Raw genomic sequence first — 19,055 nt, forward strand, 5'->3', positions numbered from 1 at the left:
TGTGGTTGATCAGTTGAATTGCGCTTCGCGCTTCTCCACGAAGGAGTCACGCGCTTCCTGGGAATCCAGCGAGCGGTAGGCCTCGAGGGTGAAGCCCTGCTCCCAGCGGTATTTGTCTTCGAGGTTGCCGTCCTCGATGCCGGTCAGCGCCTCCTTGGCCAGGGCGATCATCGCCGGGCTCTTGGCGGCGATCCTGCGCGCCACGTCCAGCGCTGCGTCGCGCAGCTTGTCGCGCGGCACCACGCGCTCCACCGCGCCCAGCCGGTAGGCTTCGTAGGCGTCGATGGGTTCGCCGGTGAAGTACATGTGGCGCACCTTCTGCACCGGGAACAGGCGCTGCAGGTGGGCGCCGCCGCCCATGGCGCCGCGGTCCACCTCGGGCACTCCGAAGGTCGCGCATTCGCTGGCGACGACGATGTCCGCCGCGCCGCACAGGCCGATCCCGCCCCCCAGGACGAAGCCATGCACGGCGGCGATCACCGGCTTGGGATTGCGGTGCACGGCCTTGAAGCTGTCATAGTTGCCCTTGTTCACCGCGGCGATCAGGTTGCCGTCGGCAGCCAGTTCCTTGATGTCGACGCCGGCGCAGAAGCCCCGGCCCTCGGCGCGGATGACGATGACCCGCACCGCGTCGTCGCGGCCCAGGCGTTCCAGCTCGGCGGCGATGGCCGCCCAGCCGGCGCAGTTGAAGGCGTTCACCGGCGGACGGTCGAACACCATCTCGGCGATGTGTTCGTTGATCTCAACGCGAAACGGCAGCATGGAGGCTCTCCTGGGAGGGTTGCGGTTCTACCCGGCGGGCCAGCTCGGAGAGCCGTGCCTCGGCCTGGGCGACGATGTTCTGGATGATTTCGGCGCACGGCGGACGGCTGCCGAGCAGCGCGGCGACCTGGCCGGCGGGCAGCACGCCGTCTTCTGGCTGGCCGTCGACCATGGCCTTCTGGATCACCATGGGCGCGTTGGCGGCCAGCAGCGCCTGGGAAAGCGTCAGCTCGCCACGGTTGCGCAGGGCCTGGAGCATCTGCGCCAGACTGATGCCAGAGTGGCGGCGGTAGGCCAGCGCGCACTGCACGGCGAGGCCAAGACGACGCCAGGGGCCGGCGGCCTCCAGGGCGTCGAGCAATTCGTTGCGGATCATCCGCTGCGGCAGGCCGTCGAGGGCGCGGCTGACGATGACCTTGGCCGGGTCCTTCACACCCAGGTAGCGCGCCAGGGTGGCGTCCGGTACCGGGCTTTCCTGGCTCATCAAAAACCGCGTGCCCATGGCCACGCCTTCGGCGCCCAGGGCCAGCGCGGCCACCAGGCCGGCGCCGTCATGGAAGCCGCCGGCGGCCACCACCGGCACCTGCACGGCCTCGCGCACCTGGGCCAGCAGCAGCGAAGTGGGCACCGAACCGGTATGACCTCCGCCCTCCCCGCCCTGCACGGTGACGATATCGGCGCCCATCTCCACGGCCTTCTGCGCATGCTTGAGCGCGCCGACGGTGGGCATGCAGATCACCCCGGCCTCTTTCAGGCGGGCAACCATCTGCTTGCCCGGGGAGCGGCTGTAGCTCACTGCCTTCACACCGTGGCGCAGCACCAGCTCGACGATCTCGGCGGCGTTGGGCTGGTACATGTGGAAGTTGACGCCGAACGGCGCCGAAGTCAGCGACTTGGTTTCGAGGATCGCCGCTTCCATCTGGTGCGGTTCGATGGTGGCGCCGGCGAGGAAGCCGAAGGCGCCGGCATTGCCGGTGGCGGCCACCAGGCGCGGATCGGCCACCCAGCCCATGGCGGTCTGGATGATCGGGTAGCGGCAGCCGAGCAGTTGGGTAACGCAGGTGCTCAGGTCCAGGCTCATCGACCGCCCTCCACCGGCTCGCGCTGCGAGCTGGCCATGGCGCGGGCATCGTAGCCGCCCAGGCGGTCGCCGCTGACCAGTTCGTTGTGGGCGTGGGCGAAGTGGTGCAGGCCGAACACCATGTCCATGGTGGCGCGCTTGCCCATCAGGTCCTCGGCGTTGTTCACCGCCTGCTTGGCCAACTGCAGGCCCAGGCGCGGCATCTCGGCCACGCGGCGGGCCATGTCCAGGGTCACGTCCAGCAGCACGTCGCGCGGCACCACCTTGTTGACCATGCCCAGTTGCCAGGCGCGGTCGGCCGGCATGCGCTCGCCGAGGAAGAGGAACTCCTTGGCGACGCGCGGGCTGAGTTCATGCACGTGGGCGAAGTACTCGACGCCGGGGATGCCCATGCGTACCACCGGGTCGCGGAAGTAGGCATCGTCGCTGGCGACGATCAGGTCGCAGACCCAGGCCAGCATCAGCCCGCCGGCGATGCAGGCGCCCTGCACCATGGCCACGGTCGGCTTGGGGATGTCCCGCCAGCGCCGGCACATGCCCAGGTAGACCTCCTGCTCGCGGGCATAGAGGAACTCGCCGCCAGGCTTGTTCACGTGGTCGTACCAGAGGCTCGCGCGGTCGAAGCTCTCGTTCACGTCGCGGCCCGGCGTGCCGATGTCGTGGCCGGCGGAGAAGTGCTTGCCGGCGCCACGCAGGACGATGACCTTGATCGAATCGTCATCGCAGGCGCGGCGGAAGGCCGCGTCCAGCGCGTAGGTCATCTTCGAGTTCTGCGCGTTGTGGTACTCGGGGCGGTTCATCGTGACCAGGGCCACCGGGCCCTGCACCTCGTAGAGAACGACCTCTTCGACTTCGCTCATGACTACGCTTCCTTGGCGCTGCGCAGCGCCGGCGGGTTGTCCTTGAGCTGACGGCCACGCAGGTTGTGCGGGTCGAGCTGCTGCAGGATCGCCAGCTGCCCGGCCGACGGCATCGCGGTGGTCGGGATCTGCGCCGGCAGGGCCAGGTCGAAGCTGGTGTTGTCCAGCACCTGCGCCAGCTCCACGCCCGGATGCAGCGAGCGCACGCGCATCTGGTGCTGCGGGCCGCCGAAGTCGAGCACGCAGAGGTCGGTGACGATCAGGCGGATGTCGATGTCGTCCAGCGACCAGCCACGGGCCAGGCGCGCCGGGTTGTAGCCGACCGAGGCGACCATGTCGACTTCGCCTTCGACGAACACCCGGCGGCTGTGCGACGGCACGAAGAAGGAGTTGGCGTGGCTGATGGAGTTACCCGGGAAGCCGCGTACGCCGAGCATCTGTGCCTTGGGCTTGGCGTAGTCGCCGATGCAGGAGATGTTGGCCTGGCCGAAGCGGTCGATCTGGGTCGGGCCGACCAGCGCGTGGCGGCGGCCGCCCCAGACGTTGTCGAAGATGCGCGAGAAGCCCATCCAGCTGTCGAACTTCGGCACGTAGCCGTTGCGGGCACCCAGCGGCACCGGTTCGGCGACCATGAAGGCCTCGGAATCGGTCATCAGCAGATCCGGATTGCTGGTCAGCATGGCCAGCGATGCGGCCAGGCGCGGGACCACGCCGATGCCGGTGGCGAGCACTTCGCCGTCGTCACGCCAGCATTCGCTGGCGGCGCAGATCAACAGCTCGGCGAGGCTGCAGGAAGCGGTTGCGTCAGTCATGGTCAGAACACCGGCAGTGGCAGCTTGCGGAGAGACTCGATACCACCGACCTTTGCCAGGTAGGCGGCTTCGCCGTCGCGGATGAATTCGTCGTAGTAGTGCTGCCAGCCGTCCTCTTCCTGGACCGAGGCGTTGTAGCGCTGGAAGTGCGGTACGTCGAAGCCGTACAGCGGCGCGCAGGAGCTGGGGTGGGCGCCACCGGGGACGTGCACCACGCCGTCGGTGAGGTTGCGTTCCCAGAACACGGTGCGTGCCGCCTGCGGGTTGGCGTGGAAGTGCGCGGACTCCACCAGCTCGTCGCAGCTGACGAAGGTCCTGGCGGCGGCGCGGACGAACAGGTCGTCCATGTAGTGGTCCGGCCCTTCGATCTGGCACACGCCACGGGCGTCGGCACGGTCGACATGGACCAGCGCCGCGTCCAGCTTCAGCGCCGGCATCGCGACCCAGTCGCGGCCGTCGGCGTAGGGCGAGGCAACCAGCTTGATCTGCGGGTTGTGCTTGAGCACGTCGGTGCCCAGGCCCACCGCGGTGGGAATGAACGGCACATTCATCGCTGCGGCGCGCAGGCCCAGCAGCATCATGCCTTCGTCGATCTCCATCACCTCCAGCTCGCCGGCCTGGCGGGCCTTGCGGAAGTAGGGTTCGAGCGGGATGAAGTCCAGCGAAACGAAGGCGAACACCAGCTTCTTCACCTTGCCGGCGGCGCACAGCATGCCGACATCGGCGCCGCCGTAGGCGACGACGGTAAGGTCCTTGAGGTCCGAGCGAACGATCTCGCGGATCAGGGCCATGGGTTTGCGGCGCGGGCCCCAGCCACCGATGCCGATGGTCATGCCGTCGCGCAGCTGGGCGACCATCTCGGCCGCCGTCATGCGTTTATCCATGTTGAACTCCTTACTGGCGGCCGACGCTGAAGTCGTGGCCCCAATGGCTGACCACGGTGCTTTCGAAGGGCGTGTGCTGCTGCCAGTCCACTTCCAGGCCACCGTGGCCGTATTCGATGTCAAAGCCGCCGGGGCTCTGCATGTAGAACGACACCATGTGGTCGTTGGTGTGCTTGCCGAGGGTCGCCGAGAGCTTCACGCCGTTGGCGTGCATGCGGTCCAGGGCACGGCCGACATCGTCCAGCGACGCGGTCTCGAGCATCATGTGCACGCAGCCGCTGGGGATCGGGCACTCGAAGATCGCCAGGGAATGGTGGCGGGCGTTGTTGCAGTGCATGAAGTGGATGCGCTTCTCCGGCTCCTGCGGATCGGGGGTGAAACGCACCTTCATCAGGTCGGAGAGGCCGAAGCCCATCACCTGCTCATAGAAATCGCGGCAGCGCTCGAAGGCCGGCGCCGGCAGCACCACGTGGCCCATGCCCATGGAGCCAGTGACGAAACCGCTGACACCCGCCGGGGAAACGAAGGGACGGAAGTCCTGGCACGGACCCCAGAACAGCTCGTGGCGGTTGCCGTCGGGATCGCGGAACAGCGCCAGTTCCTGGACCTTGCGCAGCGCGCAGTCGGCGGCGCTGCCACGGACAACCTCGACATCGGCCTGGGCCAGCTCGGCAATGGCCTGCTCGAAGGCGGCCTTGCCGGCCACTTCCCAGCCGCTGGCACCGTAGCCGTCGCGCTCGTCCTGCAGCACCAGCACGCGGTAGTGACGCTCGTCCATCTTCAGGTACAGCGCGCCTTCGGGCGCGGCGTCATCCAGCATCATGCCCAGCACCTGGCTGGCGTAGCTGCTCCAGCGCGCGAGATCGCTGGCCAGGACGGTCACGTAGCCCAGTCCTCGGATATCCATGGGTGTTCTCCTCATCGTTATTGCCGCTCCGCCTGGCGGAATGGCCGGTGATGAGGATTCAAACAGCGCGGGCTTACCCGAACATCGTCCGATGGGACTAGCGCCAAAGGGGCATGCTGCGGGCGATTGAGGGCAACGACGGGATAACCGAAGGGACATCGCGGCATAGGCCAAACGGACGATTTGCCGTCGGCTGGCCGCATCGATACTCCGCCCACGACAATAAGAAGGACGGGCACGGCACATGAACCCATCCACTCCCGACAGCCAGGCGCTGTGCGCCCGCGCCGGCATCGACGCCGCCGCCCTGGGCGAGCTGCTCGACCTGGTCTACCGAGGCCCGCAGGAGAGCACGCCCTGGGCGAGCCTGCTGGAGCACCTGCGCCAACGCTGCGGCGCCAGCTACTTCACCCTGGTACTGCGCAACCCCGCGCAGCAGCGGCCGGGGCTGATCGTCAACGCCTCGGTGCACGGCCCGCACCTGCCCGGCGAGCCGTCGTACAGCGAGCACTACTATTCCATCTGCCCCTTCCTCGACTGGCCGGTAGGCCAGGTGGCCAGCGCCGACCAGGTGATGGGCACCGAGGTCTGGCTGGAGCATGAGTTCTACCGTCAGTACCTGGCGCCGCTAGACCTGCGCTATGTGCTGGTCGCCCACATGCGCACGCCCGGCGGCATGCACTGCGCGCTATTTGCCTGCCGCGGCCCCGAGGGCGAAGACTTCAACGAGGCGGAGCGGGCCCTGGTGCGCCTGCTGCTGCCGCACCTGCAACAAGCCGTGGACCTGCATTCCACGGTGGACCAGCTGGAATCCGAACGCCGCCTCTATGCCCTGACCATCGACCGCCTGCTGGTGGGCACGGCGATCCTCGATACCCAGGGCCGGCTGATGCGCTGCAATGACGCCGCGCAGCGCCTGCTCGACAGCCGCGACGGCCTGGAATGCCGGCAGGAACGCCTGCACGCCTTCGCCCGCCAGGACAACCGCAACCTGCAGAGCGCCGTCCAGGCACTGCTGCAACGGCGTGAGGGAGCGGACGATGTGGAAGTTCTGGCGCTATCCCGGCCCAGCGGCGGGATGCCGCTGAACCTGCTGCTGCGGCCCCTGGCGCTGAACCACGAAAGCCACGGCGAGGCCCGCCAGCCGGCGCTGGTGGTGTTCATCCGCAACCCGGCCGACTCGCCCCGCGCCTCGCGTACCCTGCTGCGCAGCCTGTTCCAGCTGACCCGCACGGAAACCGAGGTGGCGATGCAGATGATGGACGGCCTGACCCTCGACGAGACCGCCGATGCCCTGGGCGTATCGCGCAATACCGTGCGTGCGCACCTGCGCGGCGTGTTCGCCAAGACCGGCGTGACGCGCCAGGCGGAACTGGTGAAGACGCTGCTCAATAGCGTGGCGTCGTTGGCGTAAGGGCTGGCGCGATCCGCATCGTACCGTGCGGTTCGCGAGCACGGACCGAGCGTTCTCCTCGGTCCTACAAGCGGGCGGCAAATACCTGCGCATTGCCGGCAGCACAAATTCCGCCGCGATGGATTTCGCGGACAAGGTCCGCTCCTACAAAATAACCACCGCTTTGGCTCTTGAAGACTTCCAGAGAAATCTCCACGCACTCCGGACGCCCCTTCAGGAGGCCGAGTGGAATCGGAGTTTCAGGGGTTGAGCGGCATGGATGCCGCGAGAGCGCTGTCGGGCCAGGGATGGCCCGTCAGCGCGTGCCCCTGAAACTTCGATGGAGCGAGGGTATTTTTCGCCTGAGCGAAAAACCGGATGCAGGGGCACAGACCTTTGCCTACTTTGGGTCGTTTGCCAAAGTAGGTCGCCCGAGGGGGCGAAACAAAATCTGCCAACACACGCCGAAGCGACGCTGAACACCCAAACAAAAAACAAGGGCACCGCGGACAAAGTCCGCCCCTACGACGCTCAGACCGGCAACCCCTTCGGCACATTGAACGCATAGCTCTTCTCCTCGCAGCGCCGCTCGATGCGCCAGCCCTCAGCGGTCCGCCGGTACCGATCGTGATACCAAAGCCCGAGGAAAAAGGTCTGTCGCGTGCCATCGGCCAGATCCATCTGCATCGGATTGAAGCAGAGGATGCGCCCGCTGGCCTGGTCGCCATCCAGCTGGATGGAGAAGTTGGAGATCATGTGCTGATAGGCCGGGAAGAGGCCCAGCGCCTCGCGCAGCCAGTTCTTCATCGCAGGGTAATGCCCGTCGATGCCACCCATGGCGCGATAGTCGATGTAGGCGTCGGCGCTGAACACCCGGTCCAGCGCATCGAAGTCACGACTGTCGATGGCCGTGGAGTAATCCACCGCCAGTTGCTGAATCTCCAGCCGATCCGAGATTTCCTGCAGGGACAGCATGTCATCCTCCTCCGAACTCAATCACGACGTGAGCGATAACCCCGGAGCAGCGGCGTACAACCGCAAACGGTTGTACGCCCTACGCCGAGATTGAGCTTTGTGTAGGGCGTATAACGCTCCGCGTTATACGCCGATCAGCCAGGGTCACGCCTCGCACGAGATCAAGCTGGAAACCATTGCAAGCTCGACCACGACGCAAGCGAAAAGCCCGTAGCCTCAGCCGAAAGTGGCGCCGGCGAGCATGCCGCCGTCGACCACGAACTCGGCGCCGGTGCAGTAGCTGGACTCGTCGCTGGCGAGGAACAGCACCAGCCTGGCCACTTCCTCCGGTTGGCCGATACGCGGAATCGGCAGGCCACTGTAGAAGGCGGAGGGATCGAACTCGGCCATCTCCGGCGGGCGCGCCATGGGCGTATCGATGCCGCCCGGATGCACCGAGTTGACGCGGATGCCGTAGCGCCCCAGCTCCAGCGCAGCGGACTTGGTCATGCCGCGCACGGCGAACTTGCTGGCGACGTAGGCGCTGCCACCGGCCACGCCTTCCATGCCCGCCGTCGAGGAAAGATTGACGATGGAGCCGCCACCGGCGCGCTTGAGCGCCGGCAGCACCGCCTTCATGCCCAGCCAGCAGCCGACCTGGTTGACTTCGATGACCTTGCGGTAACTCTCCAGCGAGCACTCTTCCAGCGGCGCCAGCAGCAGGATGCCGGCGTTGTTGACCAGCACATCGAGCCGGCCGAAGTGCGCTTCAGCCGCCTGCACCGCCGCATCCCACTGCTGCGCCGAGGTCACGTCCAGGTGCTGGTAGAGCGCAGCATCACCCAGCTCGTCGGCCAGGCGCGCGCCCTCCTCGTCCAGCAGGTCGGCGATAACCACCCGGCCGCCCTGCTCGACGAACAGACGCGCTTCCGCCGCGCCCTGCCCACGCGCGGCGCCGGTGATCAGGGCTACCTTTCCTTCCAGTCGCTTCATGCTCTTGCCTCCTCGGCGGCCTGCCCGGCCATTTGCGGATAGCTGGCCAGCAGGCGGCTGGCCAGTTCGTCCAGTTGATCGTCATCGAGATGATTGATGCCGGCCGCGCGGGCCCGCCCGCCGCCGGTGGGAAAGCCCCGGCAGAAGGCGTCCGCCGCCAGCGCTGCGCCCGCCGGAACGCGCAGGCTGAACAGCCAGCCGCCCTCGGCCTTGGCGCTGAGCAGGCCGACGGCCCGCTGCGGTTCGCGGCTCGCCAGCTGGTTGGCCAGCACCCCGCTCACCCGCCGCGCCCAGGCTTCAGTGGGCAGGCGGTAGAGCAGCGCGCCAGGCCCCTCGCGCCACGGGCTCTGGCCTTGCGCCGCCGCCATGTCGGCGGCGTGGGCGGCACGCAGCGTGATGAAGCTTGGGCTGTTCCGGATGAAGTCGAGCGGGTCCTCATAGGGCAGCAGCTCGGCGGCCAGCCGCAGCGGGTCGAAGTGCAGGTCCGCCAGGCTTTCGCCGTAGGCGTTGTAGTTCAGCAGCAGACCCAGTTCCTCCAGCACCGCGACATTGGCGGCGGCCAGATCGTGGCGCTGCGCCAGGGCCCGCGCCGGACCGGCCAGGCCATCGCCGAAGGCCGCCGCCACCGCCCAGCGGTGGAAGCGGCCGTCGAGGTAGCGATCGACCAGGATGCTGGTGCAGACGTCGGCGGCGGTGTCGATGAAGGACTCGAACGCCGCGTGCTCGGGCAGCTCGCCGGCATGGTGGTGGTCGAAGTAGCGCAGGCGCGCGCCGGCCTCCAGCAGGCGTCGGGTGTCGTCGTGGTTCTGCGCGTGGGAGATGTCCAGTACGGTGACCCGCTCGCCAGGGCCGGCCTGGACCCGGCGCAGCAGGTCGATGTCGCGCTTCACCCCGCTGACCAGGCGCACGCCGGCGTCCAGTTCCCCGGCCAGGCGCAGCTGTTGCAGGGCGCAGAGGCCGTCGGCGTCGCCGTTGAAGGCGCAGTGGTCGATCAGGCTCATGTCCGCACCTCAGTACATCAGCTCGCCGCCATTGGCGTCGAGCTGCGCGCCGTTGATCGCGCTGGCGTAGTCCGAGGCGAGGAACAGCGCGGCACGGGCGCACTCATCGTCCGTGCGCATTCGACCGCCGGGAACGCCGGCGCTGAACTCGGCGCGCACCTGTTCCTCGCTGACGCCCCGCGCAGCGGCGGTCTGGCGCACCACCGCCTGCACCGGCTCGCCCCACATCCAGCCGCAGGCCAGGGCGTTGACGCGCAGGCCGTGCACCGCCTGTTCGCTCGCCAGGTAGCGCACCGAAGCCGCCAGCGCGGCCTTGGACGCCGCGTAGGCAGCGCCACCCTGGTAGGGCTTGCGCACACCGAGGGTGTTGATCATGACGATGGCGCCGTCGCGTTGCGCCTGCATCGTCGGCAGCACCGCCCGGCTCATGTTCAGCGAACCCAGCAGGTTGACCTCCAGGGCCTCGCGCAGCGGCTCGTTGTCGCCCTCCTCCACGGCCTGGAAGCCGCCGTGGGAGAAGGCGCTGTTGATCAGCGCGTCGATGCGCCCGAAGCGCGCCACGGTGGCCTGGGCGAAGTCATTGCAGGCGGCGGGATCGGTGACGTCGGTGGGCAGGCGCAGCACTTCGCAGTCGGGGGCGATGGCGTGGATGCGCGCCTCGGCCTCGATCAGCCGTGCTTCGTTGCGCGCGCCGATGGCCAGGGCGCTCGCGCCTTCGCGGGCGGCTTCCAGGGCCAGCTTGATGCCCAGCCCCGGACCGATGCCGGAAACCATCACAACCTTGTCTTTCAGCAACATGGGAATCTCTCCTGTGTAGGGATCAGGCCTGGATATGCCGGCGGCGGTAGTCGGCGTAGTCGCGTTCGAGGCTGGCCTCGTCGAGACCGAACTGTTCGGCGCTGTACTGGTGGGCGGCACGCTTCTCGCGGCCGTTGTCGGCCAGCCAGCGCTGCATGGCGGCGCGGCAGTCCGGCGTCAGGTCGAGACCGGCGAAGGCGTAGATGCGCTCGACCACGCCGAGCGGGTCGCTCAAGGTGTCCTCGAAGCGCACGTCGAGGAAGCGCCCGGCCGGCAAGTCTTCACGCACCTGCATGGTGTGGCGCAGGGCGCGGGCCATGCGCTGGTTCCACTGGCTGCCGACGGCGCGCGGGTCCACCTGCTCGCTGTAGAGCTGCCAGAGGGTATGGATAAAGCTGGCCAGGGACGGAATGGTCTTGCCCGGATCGCGGTGGGTCAGCACCACCTGGGCGCGGGGGAAGACCTCGAACAGCAGCTCCACGGTGTGCAGGTGCTGCGGGCTCTTCAGCAACCAGCGGCGCCCCGGTGCGATACCCCGGCGTTCCTGCTGCCACTGCAGGAACTGCAGGGTCTTCTTCAGGTAGCGGTAGACCTGGGCCTGGTCCTGGCGGTCAAGCCAGGCGGTGTAGCTCGGCACGTTGACGTAGGAGTCCATGGCGCAGAGGAAGGAGTGCTCCATGAGCATGAATTCCTCGTCCGGCTGCTCGGCGTCCAGCGGGTGGATGGCCAGCAGTTGCGGCAGGAACTCGATCATCCCCGCCACCTCCATGCGCGCCCGCTCGATGCGCTGGACCGGCGCTTCGACCGCCTCGCCGGCAAGCGGCGCCGGGTAGCGGGTTTCCCACCACTGCGCCTTGCTGAACTGCGGGTCCACCGCCAGGGTGCGCTGCAGCAGCGTGGTACCGGTGCGCGGCAGGCCGACGATCACCAGCGGGTCGTCGATGGGCTGCTGGAGGATTTCCGGGTGACGCTTGCAGTAGTCCTCCAGCACCAGGCGGTTGACCAGTTGCGCCAGCAGCTTCTCGCGCAGCAGCGCGCGGCCCTGGGCGGAGAGTCTGGCCTCGTCACGCAGGGCGATGGCGAGCACGTCCAGCGCCTCGCGGAAGTCGCCTTCGCCGAAGTCAGCGAGCCCCCCTGTACGCGCGCTGGCCTCGGCCACCAGGGCTTTTGCGGAAAAATCGTCCATCACACCAGGTCCTTGAGTTCGGCGAGCTTGAGCACGCGGGTCGTCGGGTGCATCGGCTGCTTCGCGCCAACCCAGCGCAGACAGAGGGTGCCGTGGGGGTGGCCAGCGGTTTCCAGCCAGTTGGGCAGGCCCGGGTCGCGAGCGCTGAGGACGATGCGCACGCCGCCCTCTCCGTCGAGCTGCGCCGAATGCTTGTTCAGGCAGATGCGGTGGTAGCGGTAGTCCAGCGACTCCATCCAGTAGTTGTTGATCTGCAGGTTCCAGAAGTCGCACTCGGGCACCCGGTCGACCTCGATCACCAGCGCCTCGTCCTCGGCCAGCGCCCAGTAGGAGTGGTAGTAGATGATGTTCGGGTCGCCGCCGACCGACTGGCACAGCGCCTGGTCCGCCAGCGGCAGCTGGTTGGCGTGGGCCTGGTAGCCCTGGGCCCAGTCGGCGAACAGCCGCGCGGTGCCCTCGACGAACGAGGCGGCGCGGGTCAGCCCCTGCTGCAGGCGCTGCGGGGTCAGCGGATCGGGAGCCTGGGCGCCGTCCAGGCGCTCGATGCGCAGTTGCGCCGGCTGCTCGGCGGCGCGGTCGAGGAAGGTCTGGCGCACCACCAGCGCGTTGCTCGCGGCCTCCATCGGCAGCCAGTTGCCAAGGGCCGGCCGGTGCTGACTGAGGATGATCTCGAAGTTGCCATCGGCGTCGAGCTGCAGCTGGCTGGCGTCGATGAAGCCGGTCTGGATCATCTTGCCGTCGGTCTCGTAGCCGCCCTTCTGGGTGCCGAAGCTCAGGTAGAACACGCTGCCCCGACTGCCGCTGACGCGGTACTGGTGCTCGCCATTGAGGCGGGCGTAGCGGTACAGGTTGTCCGGGTTGTCGGCGCCGATCTTCGCCGTCTCGTGGGAGGGCGTGATGAAGCCGGGGAAGTCCGGGTCGGCGAACTCCAGGTGCATTTCCAGGGCGATGCGCAAGAGCCGGGTCAGGTAGCGGAAGCCTTCGGCGCGGGTCTGCCCGTCGGCGGGCGCCTCGGCGCGCAGTATCTGTTCGCCGCTGCGGCGCAGTTGTTCGCAGAAGAGGTTCCAGCTTTCGCCGCTGATGACCTCGTGTTCGATCCTGTCTGTGGGCATTTCGGTCTCCTCCAGTGGGCCTGTACAGACCTTAGGGAGGAGCCCGGTGCGGATTCTTCGTCCGAGCGGACGAGGAGCGCGAAGACGCTTGCGCCGAGTATCGACTCTGACGCGTCGCGCGGTGCGACGCGCACGTCTGGAGGAAGACTCCCATGAGCACAGAGAAGAACCTGGTGCGCTCGCTGAGCGTGGAGATCGCGGCGCCTGCCGAGCTGGTCTGGTCGATCCTGGTCGACCTGCCGAGCTATCCGCAGTGGAACCCCTACACCGTCAAGGTGGAATCGAGCCTGCGCCTGGGCGAGCCGGTCAACCTGTTCCTGCCCGACCCAACCCGTCCCGGCGAGTTGTTGCACGTGGTCGAGTACCTGGCCGACTTCGAACCTCACCGCCTGCTCGCCTGGGAAATGATCGCCAGCGCCGACAACCCGGACGCCGCGCGGCGCGAACAGATCATCGAGAGCACCGGCCCGAACAGCTGCCGCTACCAGACCACCGATCAGTTCCTCGGCCCTACCGCCGATCAGGTGATGGCCAACCATGGCCCGTGGGTCAAGCAGGGCTTCGACGCCGTGGCCCTGGCGGTCAAGGCGCGTGCCGAAGCATTGAACGCGGTACCGGCCTGAGTCTGGCCGTCGCGGTTTTTTTCGTCCGCTCGGACGAAGAACCCGCGACGGCGCATTACCTACCGTGGTGTCACGCCGACCCCGAGGACGGCAAGACACGAGGAGGTAAGTGATGTTGAGTCATCTGCAACGGCTGGAAGCGGAAAGCATCCAGATCATCCGCGAAGTGGTCGCCGAGTGTGAGAACCCGGTGATGCTCTACTCCATCGGCAAGGACAGCGCAGTGATGCTGCACCTGGCGATGAAGGCCTTCGCCCCGGGCAAGCCGCCCTTCCCCCTGCTGCACGTGGACACCACCTGGAAGTTCCGCGAAATGATCGAGTTCCGCGACCAGACCGCCAGGCGCCTGGGCCTGGAGCTGCTGGTGCACATCAACCCCGAGGGCGTCGAGCGCGGCATCAACCCCTTCGAGCACGGCTCGGCGCTGCACACCGACATCTGGAAGACCCAGGGCCTGAAGCAGGCGCTGGACCACTACGGCTTCGACGCGGCCTTCGGCGGCGCGCGCCGCGACGAGGAGAAATCACGGGCCAAGGAGCGGGTGTTCTCGATCCGCTCCGAGCAGCACCGCTGGGACCCCAAGCAACAGCGCCCCGAGCTCTGGAAGCTCTACAACACGCGCAAACGCAAGGGCGAGAGCCTGCGGGTGTTCCCGCTGTCGAACTGGACCGAACTGGACATCTGGCAATACATCTTCCTGGAACAGATCCCCATCGTGCCGCTGTATTTCGCCAAGGAGCGCCCGGTGGTGCGCCGCGACGGCACCCTGATCATGGTCGACGACGACCGCCTGCCGCTGCGCGACGGGGAGACCCCGGAAATGCGCAAGGTGCGCTTCCGCACGCTGGGCTGCTACCCGCTCACCGGTGCCATCGACAGCGACGCCGACGACCTGTCGGCAATCATCCAGGAGATGCTCGTCAGCCGCACCTCCGAACGCCAGGGCCGCCTGATCGACAGTGACTCGGCCGGCTCCATGGAGAAGAAGAAACAAGAGGGGTACTTCTGATGAACGCCATCACCCAATCGGCGCGCGACGACCTCGGCGCCTACCTGGCGCAGCAACAGCACAAGCAACTGCTGCGCTTCATCACCTGCGGCAGCGTCGATGACGGCAAGAGCACCCTGATCGGCCGCCTGCTCTACGAGTCCAAGGTGCTCTTCGAGGACCAGCTCGGCCAGCTCGAAGCCGACTCGAAGAAACTCGGCACCCAGGGCGAGGAACTGGACTTCGCCCTGCTGGTGGACGGCCTGGCCGCCGAGCGCGAACAGGGCATCACCATCGACGTGGCCTACCGCTTCTTCGCCACCGACAAGCGCAAGTTCATCGTCGCCGACACCCCCGGCCACGAGCAGTACACCCGCAACATGGTCACCGGCGCCTCAACCGCGGACCTTGCGGTGATCCTGGTCGACGCCCGCCAGAGCCTGCTGGTGCAGACCCGCCGGCACAGCTACCTGGTGTCCCTGCTGGGCATCCGCAAGGTGGTGCTGGCAATCAACAAGCTCGACCTGATGGACTACTCGCAGGAAGTCTTCGAGCGCATCGAACGCGACTACCGCGCCTTCGCCGCGCAGATCGGCCTCGACGACATCCAGTGCATCCCGCTCTCCGCGCTGCGCGGCGACAACATGCTCGAAGCCAGCCCGAACACCCCCTGGTACCAGGGCCCGAGCCTGCTGCAGTACCTGGAAAGCGTACCGCTGGAGGAATCGCGGCAGAGTCAGGCGGCGTTCCGCCTGCCGGTGCAATGGGTGAACCGGCCGAACCTGGACTTCCGGGGCTTCAGCGGCAACATCGCCGCCGGCAGCATCCGCGTCGGCGAGCGCATTCGCGTGCTGCCCTCGGGCCAGCAGAGCGTGGTCAGCGGCATCCTCGGTACCGCCGGCCAGCAGGATGAAGCGGTCTGCGGCCAGGCGGTGACCCTGACCCTGGAAGACGAGATCGACATCAGCCGCGGCGACCTGATCACCCTGGCCGACGCCCCGGCGGAAGTGGCCGACCAGTTCGAGGCCACCCTGGTGTGGATGGACCAGGACGCCCTGCTGCCCGGCCGTCCCTACCTGCTGAAGATCGGCACCCGCACCGTCGGCATGAGCTGCACCAGCCTCAAGCACCGGGTCGACGTGAACAGCCTGGACCACCTGGCTGCGCGCACCCTGGAGCTGAACGAGATCGGCGTGTGCAACCTCAACCTTGACCGCCCGATCGCCTTCGATGCCTACGCCGATAACCGCGACACCGGCGGTTTCATCGTCATCGACCGGCTGAGCAACCGCACCGTCGGCGCCGGCATGCTGCACTTCGCCCTGCGCCGCGCGCAGAACGTGCACTGGCAGGCCATCGACGTGAACCGCGAGGCCCACGCTGCGCTCAAGGGCCAGACGCCGCGGGTGCTGTGGTTCACCGGGCTGTCCGGTGCCGGCAAGTCGACCATCGCCAACCTGGTGGAGCGCAAGCTGCACGCCCTCGGCCGGCACACCTACCTGCTCGACGGCGACAACGTGCGCCACGGCCTGAACCGCGACCTGGGCTTCACCGAGGCCGACCGCGTGGAGAACATCCGCCGCGTGGCGGAAGTGGCGAAGCTGATGCTCGATGCCGGGCTGATCACCCTGGTCTCCTTCATCTCGCCGTTCCGCGCCGAACGCGACATGGCGCGCAACCTGGCCGGCGAAGGCAATTTCCTGGAGATCTTCGTCGACACACCCCTGAGCCTGGCCGAGGAGCGCGATCCCAAGGGGCTGTACCAGAAGGCCCGGCGCGGCGAGCTGAAGAACTTCACCGGCATCGACTCGCCGTACGAGGCGCCGCTGACGCCAGAGATCCGCATCGACACCCGCCATGAATCGGCGGAAGCGGCTGCGGAGCGGATCGTGGAGATTCTGCTCAAGGGTTGATCCGAGCGGTAAAGCGCCAAGGCCCGTCCCCTCACCGGGGGACGGGCCTTTTTGTATTTCGTAGGGCGCATAAGGCCTTTGGCGTTATCCGCCGTTCTGTTCGGTGTTCCTGCGCCGCTTCGGCGTGTGCTGGGAGATTTTGTTTCGCCCCCTCGGGCGAGTTACTTTGCCAAACGACGCAAAGTAGGCAAAAGTCTCGTCCGGCATCCGGGTCCGGCTTCGCCGGACTGATTCGCTTCGCTCACCCTTCGGGCCAGCCTTCGGCTGTTACTTCGCTTCGCTCCGTTTCCCTCGCTCCGGTATCGCTCCGAGGGTCGGCTCGCAAGGGCCATCCATGGCCCTTCAAGCCTCTCGCGGCATCCATGCCACTCGCCCCTCTGCGCAATACCTCCACTCGGCCTCCTGACGGGACTCTGCGCGCGCCTGCAACTTTGGCTGCTTCGTGCATGGACTGCTTTTCGTAGGATCGAGGGGGACGCCTAGTTCTTGCTCGCGAACAGAATTACCCGGCCACATCAGCGTCCGGCGGTTCGCGAGCAAGCTCGCTCCTACAGGTTGGCGATAAACCCAGACGCTTCCCTGTCAGTACGGATTCCGTCGCGATGGATTTCGCGGACAAGGTCCGCTCCTACGGGAACGCAGCTCCGCTCTGGCTCTGGCTCTGGCTCTGGCTCTGGCTCTGGCTCTGGCTCTGGCTCTGGCTCTGGCTCTCTAAGACTTCCAGATAAATATCCGCGCACTCCGAGTGCCCCTTCAGGAGGCCGAGTGGAATCGGAGTTTCAGGGGTTGAGCGGCATGGATGCCGCGAGAGCGCTGTCGGGCCAGGGATGGCCCGTCAGCGCGGGCCCCTGAAATTCCGATGGAGCGAGGGGAGTCCCGCGAAGCGGGACCCGGATGATGGGGCAAGACCTTTGGTTACTTTCTGTCGTTTGAGAAAGTAACTCGCCCGAGGGGGCGAAACAGAAGACATCCGAGCACGCCGAAGCGGCGCAGGAACACCGGGCAAGACGGCGGATAACGCTTGAAGCGTTATGCACCCTACGAAGAGCTAAAGCATCGCGGACGAAGTCCGCTCCTACGAAGGGCATTCCAATCCGCGATGCATCCGCCAACCACCAGGCAAAAAAAAAGCCCCGCGGGTAGATTCCCCCGCGGGGCATGACCAGCCAAAGGATTCGGTTGTATCAGCTCGCCGCCAGCTCCCGCAGGGCAGCCTTGGTGACCTTGCCCGCGGCGTTCAACGGCAGCGCATCGAGCAGCATGGCCCGGCGCGGGGCCTTGTAGTTGGCCATGCGCTCGCGGCACCAGGCGAGGAAGGCGTCGAGGTCGATGGACTGCCCCGCCGCCGGCAGCAGGAAGGCCATGGCCACCTCTCCCAGGCGCTCGTCGGGGATGCCGATCACCGCCGCCTGGGCCACGCCCGGATAGCCGAGGATAGTCTGCTCGATCTCCGCCGGGTACACGTTGAAGCCGCCGTTGATGAACATGTCCTTGAGACGATCGGTGATGCGCAGGTAGCCGCGCTCGTCGAGCACGCCGACATCGCCGGTGTGCAGCCAGCCGTCGGCGTCGATGGCTTCGGCGGTCGCCTCGGGGTTGCCGAAGTAACCCCGCATCAGGTTGTAGCCGCGCACCACCACTTCCCCCGGCTCGCCGGTCGGAACGCTGCGGCCCTGGGCGTCCACGCAGCGCACCTCGACTTCCGGGAAGGCGCGGCCGCTGGTGGTGGCGATGGTCTCGGCGTCGTCACCCGGACGGCAGATGGTGACGAAGCCGCAGGTCTCGGTGAGGCCGTAGGCGGTGACGATGGTCTCGAAGCCCAGTTCGCTGCGCATGCGCCGGACCATTTCCACCGGCACCGAGGCGGCGCCGGTGACGGCCACGCGCAGCGAGCTGAGGTCATGGTCGCCACGGCGCGGATGGGCCAGCAGCGACTGGTACAGGGTCGGCGGGCCGGGCAGCACGGTGACGCGCTCGGCGGCCACGCGCTCGAGCAGCACATTCACGTCGAACACCGCCTGCGGCAGGATGCAGCAGCCGCGCATCAGCGCCGCCAGCCAGCCGGCCTTGTAGCCGAAGCTGTGGAAGAAGGGGTTGACGATCAGGTAGCGGTCGCCCTGGCGCAGGCCGACCATTTCGCTCCAGTCGGACACCAGGCGCAGGTTCTGCCCGTGGGCGGTCATCACACCCTTGGGCTTGCCGGTGGTGCCGGAGGTGAACAGCAGGTCGCACAGGTCATCGGCCGTGACCTGCGCCTGGCGCTCGTCCAGTTGCGCTTCCTCAACCGTCTCGGCCAGCGCCAGGAACGCTTCCCAACCCAGGGCACCAGCACGCTCGCCGCGCAGGATCACCCGCTGGCGCAGCGCCGGCAGCTCCTCGCCATCGAGCAGCGCCGGGTAATCGTTGCCAAGGAAGTCGCCGATGACGAACAGCAGGCTCGCGCCGCTCTCGCGCAGCACCAGGCCCGCCTCGGCCCCCTTCATGCGGGTGTTCAGCGGCACCAGCACGGCGCCCACGCTGTGCAACGCGGTGGCCGCGACTATCCATTCCCAATGGTTCGGCGCCCATACCGCGACCCGCTCGCCGTGGCCGATGCCCAGCGCCAGGAGCGCGCGAGCGGCGCGGCGGCGCCACCGGTCAAGCTGGCGGTAGCTCAGGCGGACGTCGCCGTCCTCGATGGCCGGCTGTTCGCCATAGGCAGTCGACGCGGCGCTAAGCAACTGGGGGATAGTCAGGGCGGATTGCGGGCAGGTCATGGCAGGGAACTCACGAACGAAAACCGAAGAAG

General features: G+C 67.4%; 17 protein-coding genes. 4 read left to right on the top strand and 13 right to left on the bottom strand.

All coding sequences use genetic code 11. The features are described from left to right. Positions 1-9: 9 nt before the first annotated feature. The 6 genes from O6P39_RS14960 to O6P39_RS14985 are packed head-to-tail and all read right to left on the bottom strand — an operon-like array spanning position 10 to position 5,306. Positions 10-762 carry an enoyl-CoA hydratase family protein gene (locus O6P39_RS14960; protein WP_275607292.1) on the bottom strand — a complete coding sequence of 251 codons (753 nt, stop codon included), beginning with the start codon at positions 760-762 and terminating at the stop codon, positions 10-12. Then, complete coding sequence (locus O6P39_RS14965; protein WP_275607293.1) at positions 743-1,843, bottom strand: nitronate monooxygenase; 1,101 nt, start codon at positions 1,841-1,843, stop codon at positions 743-745. The genes O6P39_RS14960 and O6P39_RS14965 overlap by 20 nt, the downstream gene beginning before the upstream one ends. Next, complete coding sequence (locus tag O6P39_RS14970) at positions 1,840-2,703, bottom strand: enoyl-CoA hydratase (protein ID WP_275607294.1); 864 nt, start codon at positions 2,701-2,703, stop codon at positions 1,840-1,842. Before O6P39_RS14970 ends, O6P39_RS14965 begins: the two co-directional genes overlap by 4 nt. 2 nt (positions 2,704-2,705) lie before the next feature. Beyond that, entirely contained in the window at positions 2,706-3,515 is an 810-nt protein-coding gene (locus O6P39_RS14975) for a ketoacid CoA transferase (RefSeq protein ID WP_275607295.1), read from the bottom strand. A 2-nt stretch (positions 3,516-3,517) separates the two neighbouring features. Further along, a complete protein-coding gene (locus tag O6P39_RS14980; RefSeq protein WP_275607296.1) occupies positions 3,518-4,399 on the bottom strand; it encodes a CoA-transferase in 882 nt (293 codons plus the stop codon). 10 nt (positions 4,400-4,409) lie between these two features. Continuing rightward, the gene (locus O6P39_RS14985) at positions 4,410-5,306 is read right to left on the bottom strand and encodes a VOC family protein (protein ID WP_275607297.1); all 897 of its coding nucleotides are present in this window, start codon (positions 5,304-5,306) and stop codon (positions 4,410-4,412) included. A 244-nt stretch (positions 5,307-5,550) separates the two neighbouring features. On the opposite strand from O6P39_RS14985, the gene O6P39_RS14990 reads away from it, so the two are divergent. Then, positions 5,551-6,720 carry a LuxR C-terminal-related transcriptional regulator gene (locus tag O6P39_RS14990; protein WP_275607298.1) on the top strand — a complete coding sequence of 390 codons (1,170 nt, stop codon included), beginning with the start codon at positions 5,551-5,553 and terminating at the stop codon, positions 6,718-6,720. A gap of 510 nt (positions 6,721-7,230) precedes the next feature. Here the strand turns inward: O6P39_RS14990 and O6P39_RS14995 are convergent. From O6P39_RS14995 to O6P39_RS15020, 6 genes are all read right to left on the bottom strand, one after another. Continuing rightward, a complete protein-coding gene (locus O6P39_RS14995; protein WP_275607299.1) occupies positions 7,231-7,674 on the bottom strand; it encodes a nuclear transport factor 2 family protein in 444 nt (147 codons plus the stop codon). 216 nt (positions 7,675-7,890) lie between these two features. After that, on the bottom strand, positions 7,891-8,646 hold the full coding sequence (locus O6P39_RS15000; RefSeq protein ID WP_275607300.1) for a glucose 1-dehydrogenase: 756 nt from the start codon (positions 8,644-8,646) through the stop codon (positions 7,891-7,893). Beyond that, positions 8,643-9,647: an acetyltransferase gene (locus O6P39_RS15005; RefSeq protein ID WP_275607301.1), complete on the bottom strand. Its 1,005-nt coding sequence runs from the start codon at positions 9,645-9,647 to the stop codon at positions 8,643-8,645. The genes O6P39_RS15000 and O6P39_RS15005 overlap by 4 nt, the downstream gene beginning before the upstream one ends. A 9-nt stretch (positions 9,648-9,656) precedes the next feature. After that, the gene (locus O6P39_RS15010; RefSeq protein WP_275607302.1) at positions 9,657-10,445 is read right to left on the bottom strand and encodes an SDR family oxidoreductase; all 789 of its coding nucleotides are present in this window, start codon (positions 10,443-10,445) and stop codon (positions 9,657-9,659) included. A gap of 22 nt (positions 10,446-10,467) precedes the next feature. Continuing rightward, positions 10,468-11,631, bottom strand: a complete 1,164-nt coding sequence (locus O6P39_RS15015) for a sulfotransferase (protein WP_275607303.1) — start codon at positions 11,629-11,631, stop codon at positions 10,468-10,470. Beyond that, positions 11,631-12,743 (bottom strand): DUF1214 domain-containing protein, encoded by a 1,113-nt coding sequence (locus tag O6P39_RS15020; RefSeq protein ID WP_275607304.1) that lies wholly within the window; start codon positions 12,741-12,743, stop codon positions 11,631-11,633. The genes O6P39_RS15015 and O6P39_RS15020 overlap by 1 nt, the downstream gene beginning before the upstream one ends. A 152-nt stretch (positions 12,744-12,895) precedes the next feature. On the opposite strand from O6P39_RS15020, the gene O6P39_RS15025 reads away from it, so the two are divergent. The 3 genes from O6P39_RS15025 to cysN all read left to right on the top strand — a co-directional run bounded on the left by O6P39_RS15025 (position 12,896) and on the right by cysN (position 16,267). Next, positions 12,896-13,366 carry an SRPBCC domain-containing protein gene (locus tag O6P39_RS15025; RefSeq protein ID WP_275607305.1) on the top strand — a complete coding sequence of 157 codons (471 nt, stop codon included), beginning with the start codon at positions 12,896-12,898 and terminating at the stop codon, positions 13,364-13,366. Positions 13,367-13,478: 112 nt separating this feature from the next. Then, entirely contained in the window at positions 13,479-14,375 is an 897-nt protein-coding gene (gene cysD / locus O6P39_RS15030) for a sulfate adenylyltransferase subunit CysD (protein ID WP_275607306.1), read from the top strand. Beyond that, positions 14,375-16,267, top strand: coding sequence for a sulfate adenylyltransferase subunit CysN (cysN, locus tag O6P39_RS15035; protein WP_275607307.1), 1,893 nt, complete (start codon positions 14,375-14,377; stop codon positions 16,265-16,267). The genes cysD and cysN overlap by 1 nt, the downstream gene beginning before the upstream one ends. A gap of 1,184 nt (positions 16,268-17,451) precedes the next feature. On the opposite strand, the gene O6P39_RS15040 is transcribed toward cysN, so the two are convergent. After that, a complete protein-coding gene (locus tag O6P39_RS15040) occupies positions 17,452-19,023 on the bottom strand; it encodes a FadD3 family acyl-CoA ligase (RefSeq protein WP_275607308.1) in 1,572 nt (523 codons plus the stop codon). Between the last annotated feature and the right edge of the window lie 32 nt (positions 19,024-19,055).

Origin of the sequence: Pseudomonas sp. PSE14 (genome assembly GCF_029203285.1) — a bacterium.
Classification (GTDB): domain Bacteria; phylum Pseudomonadota; class Gammaproteobacteria; order Pseudomonadales; family Pseudomonadaceae; genus Pseudomonas.

Excerpts from the sequence above, each read along its gene's own strand:
- O6P39_RS14960 (WP_275607292.1), bottom strand. The coding sequence starts at position 762 with ATGCTGCCGTTTCGCGTTGAGATCAACGAACACATCGCCGAGATGGTG.
- O6P39_RS14965 (WP_275607293.1), bottom strand. The coding sequence starts at position 1,843 with ATGAGCCTGGACCTGAGCACCTGCGTTACCCAACTGCTCGGCTGCCGC.
- O6P39_RS14970 (WP_275607294.1), bottom strand. The coding sequence starts at position 2,703 with ATGAGCGAAGTCGAAGAGGTCGTTCTCTACGAGGTGCAGGGCCCGGTG.
- O6P39_RS14975 (WP_275607295.1), bottom strand. The coding sequence starts at position 3,515 with ATGACTGACGCAACCGCTTCCTGCAGCCTCGCCGAGCTGTTGATCTGC.
- O6P39_RS14980 (WP_275607296.1), bottom strand. The coding sequence starts at position 4,399 with ATGGATAAACGCATGACGGCGGCCGAGATGGTCGCCCAGCTGCGCGAC.
- O6P39_RS14985 (WP_275607297.1), bottom strand. The coding sequence starts at position 5,306 with ATGGATATCCGAGGACTGGGCTACGTGACCGTCCTGGCCAGCGATCTC.
- O6P39_RS14990 (WP_275607298.1), top strand. The coding sequence starts at position 5,551 with ATGAACCCATCCACTCCCGACAGCCAGGCGCTGTGCGCCCGCGCCGGC.
- O6P39_RS14995 (WP_275607299.1), bottom strand. The coding sequence starts at position 7,674 with ATGCTGTCCCTGCAGGAAATCTCGGATCGGCTGGAGATTCAGCAACTG.
- O6P39_RS15000 (WP_275607300.1), bottom strand. The coding sequence starts at position 8,646 with ATGAAGCGACTGGAAGGAAAGGTAGCCCTGATCACCGGCGCCGCGCGT.
- O6P39_RS15005 (WP_275607301.1), bottom strand. The coding sequence starts at position 9,647 with ATGAGCCTGATCGACCACTGCGCCTTCAACGGCGACGCCGACGGCCTC.
- O6P39_RS15010 (WP_275607302.1), bottom strand. The coding sequence starts at position 10,445 with ATGTTGCTGAAAGACAAGGTTGTGATGGTTTCCGGCATCGGTCCGGGG.
- O6P39_RS15015 (WP_275607303.1), bottom strand. The coding sequence starts at position 11,631 with ATGGACGATTTTTCCGCAAAAGCCCTGGTGGCCGAGGCCAGCGCGCGT.
- O6P39_RS15020 (WP_275607304.1), bottom strand. The coding sequence starts at position 12,743 with ATGCCCACAGACAGGATCGAACACGAGGTCATCAGCGGCGAAAGCTGG.
- O6P39_RS15025 (WP_275607305.1), top strand. The coding sequence starts at position 12,896 with ATGAGCACAGAGAAGAACCTGGTGCGCTCGCTGAGCGTGGAGATCGCG.
- cysD (WP_275607306.1), top strand. The coding sequence starts at position 13,479 with ATGTTGAGTCATCTGCAACGGCTGGAAGCGGAAAGCATCCAGATCATC.
- cysN (WP_275607307.1), top strand. The coding sequence starts at position 14,375 with ATGAACGCCATCACCCAATCGGCGCGCGACGACCTCGGCGCCTACCTG.
- O6P39_RS15040 (WP_275607308.1), bottom strand. The coding sequence starts at position 19,023 with ATGACCTGCCCGCAATCCGCCCTGACTATCCCCCAGTTGCTTAGCGCC.